We start from the raw sequence: 13,639 nt of genomic DNA on the forward strand, positions 1-13,639 counted from the left end.
TTGCGGTCCCCGGGGGGGCGGGATGTATTCCGTGCCCCCCGCCGCCCGGGGGGGGGGGTTTTCCCCCAAAACCCCCCCCGTCCTGGGGCTCGGCTCTACAATAGGCGGCACTTCTTCCAGGAACGCCCCATGACCGAACCCACGCTGCACGTCACCGTGAAGTTGAACGCCCGGCTGCAGCCGGAGCATCGCCACGAACTGTTCGAGGATCCGCTTGACGCGCTGCTGCAGGCGGCCCAGGTGGGCGAGCTCACCGGCGGCGGCACTGCGATGTCCGACCTGGGTGAGGTCGAATACGGCGATATCGAAGTGGCGCTGGTCGATGCCGATGGCGTGCCCAAGCTGATCGACCTGCTGGAGCAGCTGGGTGCACCGAAGGGCTCGAAGATCCAGGGCGCGGGTGAAGCCGATCGCAGCTTCGGCGTGACCGAGGGGCTGGGCATCTATCTGGATGGCCTGAACCTGCCGGACGAGGTCTACGAACAGTGCGATTCCAACCACGTGTTCGAGCAGCTGTCGGAGAACATCGACGGCCTGGGCGAGATCTGCAGCTGGTGGCAGGGCCCGAGCGAGACCGCGCTGTACATGTACGGCGAATCGTTCGAGGCGATGCGTGATGCGATTGCCGAATTCGTGTCCAGTTATCCGCTGTGCCAGAACGCACGCGTGGTGCAGATCGCCTGAGCGACATTGTTGTGGAGCCGAGCATGGGCTCGGCTCTACAGAAGGGGGCCGGCCGAGCGCGTCCCTCGGACCACGCGACGGTGCGCACGGGCCCCTGCACAGCGCCGGATTGATCCTGCTCAAGGCGCCGCCTCCACATCCGGTGTGCAATGGTGGCGTTCCCATCTGGCAGACCGCCACGGAGCCCCACCATGTACAAGCGCATCCTGATTGCCACCGACGGGTCCGAGCTGGCCGACAAGGGCCTGGCCAAGGGCCTGGAGCTGGCCAAGGACCTCAACGCCGAGGTCGATATCGTGACTGTCTCCGAGCCGTGGGCCGTCGGCATGTACGACGCCATGGGCTGGAGCGTGGGCTACATGAACAGCCCGGAATACAAGGCTGACCGCGAGGAAGGCGCGCAGAAGGTGCTGCAGCCGGCGCTGGCCAAGGCTGCCGAGCAGGGCATCACCGCCAACCCGGTGCACGTGCTGGATCGCTACGCGGCCGACGGCATCATCGAGACGGCGGCCGAGCGCAACAGCGACCTGATCGTGATGACCTCGCACGGCCGCCGGGGCGTGACCCGCGTGCTGCTGGGCAGCCAGACCGCTGAGGTGCTGGCACGCAGCACGCTGCCGGTGCTGGTCATCCGCTGATTCAAGCGTTCCCGGGGAGGGGACCCGACGCCGGCCGCAGGATGCGCGCCGGCGTTGTTTTTTGTGGGGGCCGGGGGTGAATCCACGCATGGCGTGGATCTACTGGATCGCATGGATCGCAGGGATCGCAGGGATCCGTCCCCGGTCACATCACCAGCTGTACAGCTTCCAGTACACCGGCGACACGCCATCCTTGTCGTTGTCGAAACGGCCGTCGCCGTTCTTGTCGTACATGTAGAACGGGGCACCGCGCGACGGGGTCACCTTGACCATGCGCAGCTGGCCGGACACACGGTATTCCTCGATGACATCGCCGTTGTCCATAGTGCGCTTGGAGACATCGGCGCCCTTGACGTCCACCGGGGGAGCACCTGCGCCACCCATGCTGGCGCAGCCAGCGAGCAGGAGCAGGGAAGCCAGCATCAGGGTCTTCATCGGCAGGGGCCTTTGCCTGGAGAGAGCCCTGATTATGCCCCATCGCCAGGTGCGTGCCGTGTCGTCGCGGTGCAGGCACGGGCGCGTAGAATCGGCGCATGAGCAGATTAGTCCTGATCGACGGGTCCAGTTACCTGTACCGCGCGTTCCACGCGCTGCCGCCCCTGTCCAATGCACAGGGTGAGCCCACCGGCGCGCTGTTCGGCGTGGTCAACATGCTGCGTTCGACGCTGAAGGAGCGCCCGGCCTACGTCGCGTTCGTGGTCGATGCGCCCGGCAAGACCTTCCGTGATGACCTGTACGACCAGTACAAGGCCAACCGCCCGCCGATGCCCGATGAGCTGCGGAGCCAGGTCGAGCCGATGTGCCGCATCGTCGAAGCGCTGGGCATCAGCATCCTGCGCATCCCCGGCGTGGAAGCCGACGATGTGATCGGCACGCTTGCGCTGCAGGGCCTGGCGCAGGACCTGAAGGTGACCATCTCCACCGGCGACAAGGACTTCGCCCAGCTGGTGCGCCCGGGTATCGAGCTGGTCAATACCATGACCGGCAGCCGCATGGATTCCGACGCGGCGGTGATGGACAAGTTCGGCGTGCGCGCCGATCAGATCGTCGACCTGCTGGCGCTGATGGGCGACGCGGTCGACAACGTGCCGGGCGTGGAGAAGTGCGGGCCGAAGACCGCTGCCAAGTGGCTGGCCGAGTACCAGCACCTGGACGGGGTGATGGCGGCCGCGCCGACCATGAAGGGCAAGATCGGCGAGAACCTGCGCGCCGCGCTGGAGCGCCTGCCGCTGAACCGCGAGCTGGTGACCATCCGCACCGACCTGGCGCTCGAGGCCAGCCCGACCAGCCTGGCGCTGCGCGAGCAGGATGTTCCGGCGCTGACCGAGCTGTATACGCGCTATGGTTTCACCCAGGCGCTGAAGGAGCTGGGCGCGCCTGTGCCGGCACCGGTGGCCGCCAGCGAGGCGACCCCGAGCCTGCGCGGCACTGCGGCCGGCTTCGCGCGTGGCAGCGTCGAGGCGCCCGCCGCCGGCACGCTGGATCCGGCACTGTCCGCGCCGGGTGAATACGAGACCGTGCTGACCAGCGGGCAGCTGCAGGCCTGGGTCGAGCGCCTGCAGCAGGCCGAGCTGATCAGCTTCGATACTGAAACCGATGCGCTGGACGCGATGCGCGCGCGCCTGGTCGGCGTCAGCCTGGCGGTCGAGCCGGGCAGGGCGGCCTACATTCCGGTCGGCCACGATTACCCGGGCGCGCCGGCCCAGCTGCCGATGCAGCAGGTGCTGGATGCGCTGCGGCCGGTGCTGCAGGACCCGGCGAAGAAGAAGCTGGGCCAGCACGGCAAGTACGACCTGCATGTGCTGCGCCGCCACGGCGTGGAGGTGCAGGGCTACCACGACGACACCATGCTCGAGAGCTTCGTGCTCAACTCCACCGCCACCCGCCACGACATGGATTCGCTGGCCCTGCGTTACCTGGGCTACACCACCCTCAAGTTCGAGGACGTGGCCGGCAAGGGCGCCAAGCAGATTCCGTTCTCGCAGGTGGGCATCGACGAAGCCAGCCGCTATGCGGCCGAGGACGCCGACATTACCCTGCGCCTCCATCGCGCGCTGCAGCCGCAGCTGCTGGCCGAGCCGGCGCTGGACAGCGTGTACCGCGACATCGAGATGCCGCTGGTGCCGGTGCTGACCAGCATTGAAGCCAACGGCGTGCGGATCGACACCGACGAACTGCGCCGCCAGAGCCAGGACCTGTCCTCGCGCATGCTGGCCGCGCAGCAGAAGGCCACCGAGCTGGCCGGCCGCAGCTTCAACCTGGATTCGCCCAAGCAGTTGCAGGCGGTGCTGTTCGACGAGTTGAAGCTGCCGGCGGTGGTGAAGACCCCGAAGGGCCAGCCCAGCACCAATGAAGAGGCGCTGGAGGCGATTGCCGACCAGCATGAACTGCCGCGGGTGATCCTCGACTACCGCGGATTGGCCAAGCTGCGCAGCACCTACACCGACAAGCTGCCGGAGATGGTCAATCCGGACACCGGCCGGGTGCACACCAGCTACCACCAGTCCGGCGCCGCTACCGGCCGCCTGTCCTCGTCGGACCCGAACCTGCAGAACATCCCGATCCGCACCGAAGATGGCCGCCGCATCCGCCGCGCGTTCATCGCCCCGGAAGGCTGCCAGCTGCTGGCCGCCGACTACTCGCAGATCGAGCTGCGGATCATGGCGCACCTGTCCGAGGACCCGGGCCTGGTGCGCGCCTTCGAGCAGGGCGCCGACGTGCACCGCGCCACCGCCGCCGAGGTGTTCGGGCGCACGCTGGAGGAGGTGACCCCGAACGAGCGCCGCGCCGCCAAGGCGATCAACTTCGGCCTGATGTACGGCATGAGCGCCTTCGGCCTGGCCCGCAATCTGGGCATCGACCGTGGCCAGGCACAGGACTACGTGGCGCTGTACTTCAGCCGCTATCCGGGCGTGCGCGACTTCATGGAGCGGATGCGCCAGCAGGCCCGCGACCAGGGCTATGTGGAAACCCTGTTCGGCCGCCGCCTGTACCTGAACGACATCCACGCCCGCAACCAGGGCCTGCGTGCCGGGGCCGAGCGCGCCGCGATCAACGCGCCGATGCAGGGCACAGCCGCCGACATCATCAAGCGCGCGATGGTGGATGTGGACCAGTGGCTGCGCGACAGCGGGGCACCGGCACGGATGATCCTGCAGGTGCACGATGAACTGGTGTTCGAAACCGAAAGCAGTTTCGTCGAAGACTTGCGCTTGCAGGTGGTGGAACGCATGTCGCAAGCGGCCAAACTGCGGGTGCCGCTGGTGGTCGATACGGGCGTCGGCAGCAACTGGGATGAAGCGCACTGACCGCATTCCGGGCCGAAAACGACGTGAATTTGTTCATGAGTCGGGGGTTTCTGACTCGACCATGAATGTTGCCCCGATTGAATTTCATTAAATGGGGCCCCTTCACGAACCGTTAGTGTTCGGAGTGCTTCTATAACTCCCGACAGGCGCAATGCCTGTTGTGGATCTCTCCCATCCCCTGGAGCAGATCTCGGAACGGGGACTCCTCCCCAAGTGCCCGTTCCCCGGCCCCGTTGACCTCCCCCTGGTCAGCGGGGCTTTTTATTTGTGCCGATGGCATACCCCGGGCGCTGATGGGGCAGAGGGATCTGACCCCAGGTGCTAGGCTGGGCCACCGTTCCGCAGGGGAAGACCATGCCCGACCTGTTCGCCCTGGCCATGCCGTGGTGGGAATTCATCCTGCGCGCGGTGGTGGTCTACGTCGTGGTGCTGGGCATGGTCCGGCTGGGCGGCAAGCGGGCTCTGGGGCAGATCACGCCGTTCGACGTGCTGCTGATCGTGCTGCTGGGCAACGCGGTGCAGAACGCGCTGCTGGGCACGGATACCTCGCTGGGCGGCGGCCTGCTGCTGGCGGCGACCCTGATCCTGCTGAACTACGGGGTGGGCTGGCTCACCACGCGGAATCGGCGCATGGAGCGGTTGATCGAAGGAGAACCCACCGTAATCGCGCGCGATGGGCGCCTGTTCGAGGCGGTACTTCGCCGCGAGCTGATCAGCCGCGCCGACTTCGATGCCGCGCTGCGCCAGCAGGGCGGGCTGCAGATTGAAGATGTGCAGATTGCCCTGCTGGAGACGACAGGGCACATCACCATCATCGCGCGGAAGGGCAGCTGACCAGCGCCGAGCCCACGCCCCGCGCGACGACACCCCTCAGAGCCAGTCGCGCGGCACCAGGTAGTCGGCCAGGCGCGATTCGGGGCTGCCGGGTTCGGGCGAGAAGCCGTATTCCCAGCGCACCCGCGGCGGCAGGCTCATCAGGATGCTTTCGCTGCGGCCACCGCTCTGCAGCCCGAACAGGGTGCCGCGGTCGTAGACCAGGTTGAATTCCACGTAGCGGCCGCGGCGGTACAGCTGGAACTCGCGTTCGCGCTCGCCATAGATGGCGTCCTTGCGCTGCTGCACGATCGGCAGGTAGGCGTCGAGGAAGCCATCGCCGACCGCGCGCAGATAATCGAAATCGCGCTCGAAGTCGCCGTGCAGGTCGTCGAAGAACAGACCGCCGACGCCGCGCGTTTCGTTGCGGTGGCGCAGGAAGAAGTACTCATCACACCAGCGCTTGTGCGCGGCGTAGCGTTCGTCGCCGAACGGTGCACACAGATCGCGTGCGACCCGGTGCCAGTGCTGCACGTCCTCGTCGAACGGGTAGAACGGGGTCAGGTCGAAGCCGCCGCCGAACCAGCTGGCCACCACTTCACCGTCGCGCTGCGCCTGGAAAAAGCGCACGTTGGCATGGGTGGTCGGCACGTACGGGTTGAGCGGGTGGAACACCAGCGACACGCCGGTGGCGCGCCAGGAGGCGCCCGCCAGTTCCGGGCGGTTGGCCGAGGCCGACGGCGGCAGGCGGCTGCCAGCAACGTCGGAGAAGCCGATGCCGGCCTGCTCGAACACCGCACCGTCGCGCAGCACGCGGGTACGCCCGCCACCGCCCTCTGCACGCTGCCACAGGTCTTCCTGGAAGCGGGCCCGGCCATCGACGGCCTCGATCGCCGCACAGATGCGGTCCTGCAAGTCGGTGAGGTAGGTGCGCACGCGCTCGAATTCATTCATGGCGCGTACTTTACCGCAGGGCCCGGGGAGGCAAGCCCCTTACTGCTTGTGGTTGGGGGTGCGTGGCGCCGGTCCGGTCTGATCCTCGTCCGCCGAATGCTCCTGGACAGCACGCTGCAAGGCCTGGCCGAAACCCAGCAAGCTCCAGTTGCGCGTCGCCAGCACGTCACATGCCACGTGGCGGCCACTGCCCTCGGCCTCGCAGACGGCCTCAAGCATGGGGCGGACGTCCACACTGCTGCTGTTCTCCATCACGCTGGCCAGGTTTTCACAGCCTTCGCGGATGCCGGCCTGGCACACCTTCTGGTAGTGCTGGCTGGCCTCGACCCACTTCCCGCCCAGCGCGGCGCGGCTGCCCAGCACATTGCAGCCCTGCATCCTGCCGGCCGCGCAGCAGGCTTCTGCTTCGCCGTCGACCGACGCGCGTGGGCAATCCTGCGGGAATGGGATTTCGTCGAACACCAGCGGTGCGCTGCACTGGGCACTTCCCGGCTGTCGCTGAAAGCGCTCAAAACGCATCGAATCGTCCAGCCCCAGCAGGTCACCGTTGGCCAACGGTTGCAGCACGTAGTCACCCCCCAGCTCGTGGCGCATGCGGATCTGGCCGTCCTGCACGCGTGCACGCACCCGCGAACCGTAGCCCACCTCCACAAGTCCACCATCGCCGAACGTCAGTTCGTCCAACAGCCCGCCGGAGGCCACGTAGTGGCCACAGGGCACGGCGCTGGCGGCCTGCGGCAACAGCTCCCCATCCAGCGCCCGCAGTGCAGCCGCCTGCCGGCAGGACGTCTCGTTGCCGCCTTCGCAGGCCATCTGCAACGCCGCCCTGCCGTCCTGCAGATTGCCGGCGGTCCACTGCAGGGTGGCAACCTCCATGCAGAAGTCACTTTCACCCACCTGCGTGCATAGGTCCTGCAGGCGCTGCAATCGCGCGTCGGACAGCGCAGGCTTGGCTGCAGGCGAGAACACTTCAACCATCTTGGCCGCCATCGAGGCCGTGCGGATGGCAGTGGCGACGGCCTCGACCAGCTCTGGCCGCTCTTCCAGGATGGCCATGCAGGCCTCGGTGTCGGCCGCAGGGTCATCCTTGCGACACTGGCGGGGGAAGTCCATCTCGGCCATCTCCTTTTCCATCGTGGCCTGTATCACCGCGATCTGTGCTTCGGTCGGTGTATCGCTCCCGGGGGCCTGGTCAGCCTCGCGATAGCGATCGGGCAGGCGCTGGCACAGAAATGGAACCCCTTCGGCACAGGCCGATTCCAGCGCCGTCAGGCTCAGCTCATGATGATGCCTGTCAAGGCAGCGCTGGGCATCTGCCAGGCAGCTGCCTGGCGCGTGCTCGACCGGGGGCAGGCACGCCGCTGGCTGGATCAGGCGGTAGCGCGTGTTGCCCTGCTGCAGGACGCGACCGCCACGCTGGACGTTCAGTCCAGATGTAATTCCGAAGGTGAGGTTGACGAGGCTCAGCTCGCCATCGATCTCTTGGACAACGAAGGGCCGATCAGAGATGTGCGTGTTCTTCGCCACCCCGCGGTCAGGCCCATCCACGCGCAGCTGGTTGCCACCGCCTTCGGCCGCGAATAGGCCACAGCGTGGCAGACCGGTTGCGGCCGCCTGCTGCGCCCAGGTCAGCAGCAACAAGGCAATGAAGGCCGGAATCAGGTGGCGTGGGGCGAAAGGAGGCATCTTGGAGCCAGGGCAGAAAGACGCGGGCCACGATAGCCAACCGCCACCGATCCGCAATCAAACCCGCTGGAACGCCTGTGCTGCGGTCACGGCGTCTGTGCCGGGCAGGTCGTTCGCGTCAAAAATGCCGGGAGCGAGAGCTCAGCGGAAGCGCGCGCGCACGTCGGGGCGCAGCAGGCGCCAGGCCAGCCAGCCCTGCAGGCCGAGAAGCACGAACGACATGCCGACCACGGTCAGCGTGATCAGCCAGCGTTTCAGCTGCAGCTCCTGCAGCAGGGCCGGGTCATCGGCCAGCAATGGGATGAGGTCGCGCATGAACACGTCCAGCCACCAGGCGACTGCGAAGTTGCTCAAGCCGCTCAACAGCAGCAGCACCACGAAGCTCCACAGGCCCCAGCGACGTTCACGCAGCAGGCCCCAGCTGGACACGGTCGAGGCCAGGCACAACAGCGCGACGATCATTGACGCGGCCACCGGGTGCGCCAGCAGCCAGACCAGACTGTGCAGCTGCTGGTGCTGCACTTCGCTTTCCACCAGGTGCCACAGCGCAAGGTGGTTCAGCGGCCACAGCACCAGTCCCTGCAGCACGAAGTAGATCGTCAGCAGCAGTGACAGCCAGAACGAGGCCTGTGCCACCGGGCGCACCCAGGCGTGATAGGCCGGGGACGGCGGCGAGGGGATCGACGGGATCGACATTGACATCCGATGTCCTTGCAGTCGGCGCCCGCCTGCTCAGCGGACCGTCACCCGGGTGGCGACCGCCGGCAGGATATGGTGTTCGCTCAAGGGTGCCAAGGGCAGGCCATGCGGCGGTTGCAGCGGCACCCAGGCCAGCTCGGCGATCTCGGCGCGCGCCTGCGGCGCACCGTCCACCTGCACCCACCAGGCCTGTGCCTGCGCGCGGTGGCCGGGCTCGTTCACAGCCCAGTCCTCGAACGTGCCCAGCGCGATGGCGGCATCGGCGCGCAGCTGCACGCCCAGTTCCTCGTCCAGCTCGCGGGCCAGCGCCTGCAGGGGCGCCTCGCCGGGTTCGGGCTTGCCACCGGGCTGGATGAAGCGGCGCGCACCCTGCTTGCGCACCACCAGCGCCCGGCCGCGGTCATCCAGGATGACCGCAGCCACGATCCGGATCGTGGCTGCGGCATTGCTCACTTCAGGTTCTGCTCGAACAGCTTGAGGATGCGCTTGTACTGGTCCAGCCAGGAATCGGCACGCACATAGCCGTGGCGTTCCAGCGGGTACGGGGCGATCGACCAGTTGTCCTTGTGCAGTTCGATCAGGCGCTGGGTGAGGTTCACCGAGTCCTGGAAGAACACGTTGTCATCCATCATGCCGTGGGCGATCAGCAGGTTGTCCTGCAGGTTCTGTGCGTACTCGATCGGCGAGGACACGCGGTACGCCTCCGGGTCGATGTCCGGGGTGTTGAGGATGTTGCTGGTGTAGCCGTGGTTGTAGTTGTGCCAGTCCACCACCGGGCGCAGCGCGGCGCCGGCCTTGAAGGTGCCCGGCGCACGGAACAGCGCCATGAAGGTCATGAAGCCGCCATAGGAACCGCCGTAGATGCCGGCGTGGTCGCGGTCACCCTGCTGGGTGTCGACCAGCCAGTCCAGGCCGTCCTTGTAGTCTTCCAGTTCCGGGTGGCCCATGTTGCGGTAGATCGCCGTGCGCCAGTCGCGGCCGTAGCCCTCGCTGCCGCGGTAGTCCATGTCCAGCACGATGTAGCCCTTCTGCACCAGCAGGTTGTGGAACATCTGCTCGCGGAAATAGGCCGGGTAGCGCTGGTGCACGTTCTGCAGGTAGCCGGCGCCGTGCACGAACATCACGATCGGGTACTTGCGGCCCGGTTCCTTGTTCTCCGGTTCGTAGTACTTGGCCCAGACCACGCCGGCACCATGCTTGGACGGCACTGCCACCAGCTTCGGCTGGATCCACTGGCGTGCCTTGTAGTCGGCGGTGCGGGTGTCGGTCAGCACGCGCGCCTGGCCACCGGCACTGGGCAGCACCGCCAACTGCGGCGGCAGGTAGGCGCCGGAGTAGCGCACCAGCAGCTGCTGGCCGTCCGGCGACAGCGAGAAGTCTTCCACGCCGTTGAGGCTGGTCAGCTCGCGCACCTGGCGGTTGCCGGTGTCGACCGCGCAGACTTCGTAATCATGCGGCGCCTGCTGGTTGCACAGGAAGTAGAAGCCCTTGCCATCGGCCGATGGCACCGGCGCCGAGGTTTCCCACTTGCCGCTGGTCAGCGCCTGCGGCTTGGCCGTGCCGGCCTGGGTATACAGGTGCGAGAAGCCCGATTCCTCCGACAGCAGCCACAGCGTGCGGCCATCGGCCATCCAGCCGAAATCGTTGAAGCCCCAGTTGATCCAGGCGTTGTCGGTCAGGCGGTGGCGGTTCTGCACACGGCCGTCGGCAGCGTTGACGCTGATGATCCAGCGGTCCTTGTTGTCGTTGGCACGCAGCATCACCGCGGCCTGCTGGCCATCGGCGCTCCAGCGGATGCCGCCGCCCATGAAGTCGCTCATCACCTGCACGCTGCGCTCACCCTTCAGCGCGTCCTTGCCGGCCTTGCGGCGCAGTTCGGCCAGCGGGTCGGTGCTGATGCCCGGCAGGCTGGCCAGCGAGACCTTTTCGGCCTTGCCGGTGCGCACGTCCACGTACCACAGCGTGTGCGGCTCGAAGCCATTGCGGCCGACGCGGGTGCGGGTGTCCTCGGTTTCCTCGTAGCCCGATTCGGTCACATACAGCGGCATCTTGCTGGTGCGGCCGTCGTCGAAGTCCTTCGGCTTGGTCACCACGATCAGGTGGGTCAGGTCCGGCGACAGCACGCTGTCGGCGATCTCCACGTCGGCGCCCAGGTACACCGGGCCCGGCGCACGCGTCGGGTCGGCCTGGCGCCAGCGCTGGTCCTGGTCCTTCAATGCCTCGCGCTGCTCGCGGTCGCGGCGCAGGGTTTCCAGCGTGCGCAGCTGCTGGTCGCGCAGCACATCGGCCTTCGGCGGCGTACGCGGATCCTTTTCGGCCTTCAGGCTGGCCACCTGCTGCACGCCGCTGGCGGCGGTCCAGTGGAACCAGTTCTGGCCGACGCGCCAGATCACGCCATTGTCGGCGGCGAAGTTCACGTTGCCCGCGCGTTCGTTGCTGCGGGTGAGCTGGGTCAGCGCGCCACTGCGCAGGTCGCGCACGAACACATCGCCATTGCGCACGAAGGCGCTGCGGCTGCGGTTGCGATCGTAGACGGGATCGGCCACGTCCAGGGTGCCGCGCTGGTCATCGGCCACCTGCGCGGCCACGCCGCCGGTCAGCGGCTGGCGGAAGGTATCGCGCACCGGGCTGCCGTTGCGCTTGAGCTGGTACTCCACCTGTTGGCTGTTCCACGACCACCAGGCCTTCTCGACCGGCGGACCGATCCAGTCCGGGTCGGCCATGGCCTGTTCGATGGTGATCGGCGTCGGCGCGGCATGCGCGGCCGGTGCGGCCAGCACGGCCGACAGCAGGAGGGACAGGGGCAGCACTCGGGACATGGGCGGACGGCACCAGAAGAGGAAACCGGCCAAGGGTAGCAGCCGTCCGGGCCGGGGGCAGGGGCCACAGGTCATGGCAGCGGCATTGGCAAAGTGGCGCAACCGGTTGCCGTGGTCGCGCATCCATTCTCCTGAACCCGCATCATCCACCGAACAGGAGCCCGACCATGCAGGAATTGATCCCGATCACCCTCTTCATCTGCATCGCCTACGCGATCCACGCCATTGCCGATGCCCGCGCGCGTAGCAAGCTGGTGGCCCCGCACGTGCCCGAGGAAGTGATCCGCTCGCTGGCCGTGCTGGAAGAAGAGCGCCGCCGCCAGGGCGCGCTGCGCTGGGGCATCAGCTTGGTCAGCTTGGCCGTGGCGATGGGCCTGCTGGAGGCGATCGGTGCACGCGAGCTGACCTTCGGCGCCGCCGCTGCAATGGTTGGCAGCGCCGGCCTTGGCCAGCTGCTGGCCTGGCACTTCACCCGCCCTGCCGCGCGCAAGGGCTGAGCCGGCGCATGCCACGGGCACAGGGGGCGCCCCGTAGATGAGCCTGCTCGGCGAAGCACTGTCGGCGCTGCGGGGCCGTCGCCGCCACGATGCAGTATCGGCGGCACCGCCCGCCGAGCCGCTCGACGCGGACCAGGCCCTGGTGCGGGCCATCATCGATGGCTCGCAGTCGGCGTTTTCGCAGCTGGTCGAGACCCATCAACGCACCTGCGCGCATGTGATCGGACGCATGGTGGGCGACCGCGACCAGGTGGCTGACCTGCTGCAGGAAACCTTCCTGGCCGTGTTCCGCCAGCTGCACCGGTTCCGTTTTGAATCCTCTTTGCGCACCTGGGTTTCACGGGTGGCCTACACCACGGCGTTGCAGCACCTGCGCCGGCGACGGCTGGAGGCGCAATGGATGGTGGCGGTGGAAGTACCCGAGGAACTGGGTATTGGCGATGAAGGGCCGGGGCCGGCTGAACTGAGCGAGGCGCTGCAGGCTGGTCGCCATCTTGGCGAGGCGCTGGAACGGCTGAGTGCACCGCAGCGGCTGATCGTCGGCCTCCATTACCTGGAGGATTTCGATCTGGCCGAGATCGAGCAGGTGACTGGGCTGGCACGCGGTACCATCAAGAGCCACCTGCACCGCGCGCTAGGTCCTGAAGCAGGAACTGACGCGGCATGCCACTGCCGGAGAGCTGCTGTGAACCCACCCACCGACCCTCGCGATGCGGAAGAGCGCGCGCTGGCGCAGGCGTTGCGTGAGCAGGCGCAGCAGGAACAGACACCGAATGTGAGCGAGGCGCTGCAGAAGCGCATTGCCGCCGAGTCGCGCGACAGTGGCGTGGGGTATGTGGTGGTGCAGGTGGTGTTGCTGGGGGCGTTGGTGGCAGGGGCTGTCTGGTACTTCTGGCGCTGACAGGACGTGGTGATGCGTTAGACGCATTCTGCGTGGTCTGCAGGGCCAATGACCTGGAATGAGGACTCGTGAAACTCGCGAGCTTCATCAAGATGTGGTGATTAGCGCCATGACGAGTCGTGATCGCGCCGCCAATCGTAGGCTGATGTTGCCGACAATGATTCTGAGCTCTCAACCATCTTGAGGATAGTTGCAGAGTTCCATTCCGCTATTGAGGTTCATGTGCGTCCTGGGGAACTCTCGGTCGTCGGCAATCGCTGACGCAGGTCATAGCCGGGGAGGCTTGGACCTGTTCGCGTTCCATCAACTTCAACGGAGATGAGTCATGTCGAAGATCGACAAGTCTGTGCTGCTTCCTCCTACTCTCGTAGCACTGCTTGGCCTGTCCGGCATTGCAGCTGCAGCGCAGTCGGATGCGTCGCCACCGGTTCAGAGCCTCTCGATTCCAGAAATCAGCATCGATAGTGGGATGTCTACGCACGAACTGCCTGGCGATCATGAAATCGCAGGTACGCAGTGCACGAGCTACTCGAGTGGCGGTACCCATTGCGGACACTACTCCACCGGAGATCAGCAGAAGGAGAGTTTCAGGTTCGCGCACGCAGTTCCTGAAGTCCGGAAATTCATTATCTGATAGAAC

At 66.8% G+C, this 13,639-nt stretch carries 13 protein-coding genes and 1 pseudogene; 8 read left to right on the forward strand and 6 right to left on the reverse strand.

The window, feature by feature from the left end; translation table 11 throughout:
• Positions 1-129 precede the first annotated feature (129 nt).
• Together R5H29_RS03650 and R5H29_RS03655 are read left to right on the forward strand one after the other, a co-directional pair.
• Complete coding sequence (locus R5H29_RS03650) at positions 130-684, forward strand: hypothetical protein (RefSeq protein ID WP_332328755.1); 555 nt, start codon at positions 130-132, stop codon at positions 682-684.
• A 191-nt stretch (positions 685-875) separates the two neighbouring features.
• Positions 876-1,322 (forward strand): universal stress protein, encoded by a 447-nt coding sequence (locus tag R5H29_RS03655; RefSeq protein ID WP_005420335.1) that lies wholly within the window; start codon positions 876-878, stop codon positions 1,320-1,322.
• Between the two features lie 150 nt (positions 1,323-1,472).
• On the opposite strand, the gene R5H29_RS03660 is transcribed toward R5H29_RS03655, so the two are convergent.
• Complete coding sequence (locus R5H29_RS03660; RefSeq protein WP_005411628.1) at positions 1,473-1,757, reverse strand: DUF2782 domain-containing protein; 285 nt, start codon at positions 1,755-1,757, stop codon at positions 1,473-1,475.
• A gap of 98 nt (positions 1,758-1,855) precedes the next feature.
• Between R5H29_RS03660 and polA the strand changes: the two genes are divergently transcribed.
• Both polA and R5H29_RS03670 read left to right on the forward strand, forming a co-directional pair.
• Positions 1,856-4,630, forward strand: coding sequence for a DNA polymerase I (gene polA, locus R5H29_RS03665; RefSeq protein ID WP_332328756.1), 2,775 nt, complete (start codon positions 1,856-1,858; stop codon positions 4,628-4,630).
• A gap of 354 nt (positions 4,631-4,984) precedes the next feature.
• The gene (locus R5H29_RS03670; protein ID WP_021203514.1) at positions 4,985-5,464 is read left to right on the forward strand and encodes a DUF421 domain-containing protein; all 480 of its coding nucleotides are present in this window, start codon (positions 4,985-4,987) and stop codon (positions 5,462-5,464) included.
• 36 nt (positions 5,465-5,500) lie between these two features.
• Here R5H29_RS03670 and hemF read toward each other — a convergent pair whose 3' ends face one another.
• The 5 genes from hemF to R5H29_RS03695 all read right to left on the reverse strand — a co-directional run bounded on the left by hemF (position 5,501) and on the right by R5H29_RS03695 (position 11,601).
• Positions 5,501-6,397, reverse strand: coding sequence for an oxygen-dependent coproporphyrinogen oxidase (gene hemF, locus R5H29_RS03675; RefSeq protein WP_021203513.1), 897 nt, complete (start codon positions 6,395-6,397; stop codon positions 5,501-5,503).
• A gap of 39 nt (positions 6,398-6,436) precedes the next feature.
• Entirely contained in the window at positions 6,437-8,083 is a 1,647-nt protein-coding gene (locus R5H29_RS03680) for a hypothetical protein (RefSeq protein ID WP_332328757.1), read from the reverse strand.
• 141 nt (positions 8,084-8,224) lie between these two features.
• Complete coding sequence (locus R5H29_RS03685; RefSeq protein WP_111102304.1) at positions 8,225-8,785, reverse strand: hypothetical protein; 561 nt, start codon at positions 8,783-8,785, stop codon at positions 8,225-8,227.
• A gap of 30 nt (positions 8,786-8,815) precedes the next feature.
• Complete coding sequence (locus R5H29_RS03690) at positions 8,816-9,235, reverse strand: NUDIX domain-containing protein (protein ID WP_332328758.1); 420 nt, start codon at positions 9,233-9,235, stop codon at positions 8,816-8,818.
• Positions 9,232-11,601 carry a S9 family peptidase gene (locus R5H29_RS03695; RefSeq protein WP_332328759.1) on the reverse strand — a complete coding sequence of 790 codons (2,370 nt, stop codon included), beginning with the start codon at positions 11,599-11,601 and terminating at the stop codon, positions 9,232-9,234. The genes R5H29_RS03690 and R5H29_RS03695 overlap by 4 nt, the downstream gene beginning before the upstream one ends.
• A 167-nt stretch (positions 11,602-11,768) precedes the next feature.
• On the opposite strand from R5H29_RS03695, the gene R5H29_RS03700 reads away from it, so the two are divergent.
• From R5H29_RS03700 to R5H29_RS03715, 4 genes and pseudogenes are all read left to right on the forward strand, one after another.
• A complete protein-coding gene (locus R5H29_RS03700; protein ID WP_010482336.1) occupies positions 11,769-12,098 on the forward strand; it encodes a hypothetical protein in 330 nt (109 codons plus the stop codon).
• Between the two features lie 37 nt (positions 12,099-12,135).
• Positions 12,136-12,787 (forward strand): annotated as a pseudogene (locus R5H29_RS03705) (RNA polymerase sigma factor).
• Positions 12,784-12,999 (forward strand): hypothetical protein, encoded by a 216-nt coding sequence (locus R5H29_RS03710; protein WP_332328760.1) that lies wholly within the window; start codon positions 12,784-12,786, stop codon positions 12,997-12,999. Before R5H29_RS03705 ends, R5H29_RS03710 begins: the two are co-directional and overlap by 4 nt.
• Positions 13,000-13,324: 325 nt before the next feature.
• Positions 13,325-13,633, forward strand: a complete 309-nt coding sequence (locus tag R5H29_RS03715; protein WP_260363783.1) for a hypothetical protein — start codon at positions 13,325-13,327, stop codon at positions 13,631-13,633.
• Positions 13,634-13,639: the final 6 nt, after the last annotated feature.

It is taken from the genome of Stenotrophomonas sp. A3_2, assembly GCF_036624925.1.
Classification (GTDB): Bacteria; Pseudomonadota; Gammaproteobacteria; order Xanthomonadales; family Xanthomonadaceae; genus Stenotrophomonas; species Stenotrophomonas hibiscicola.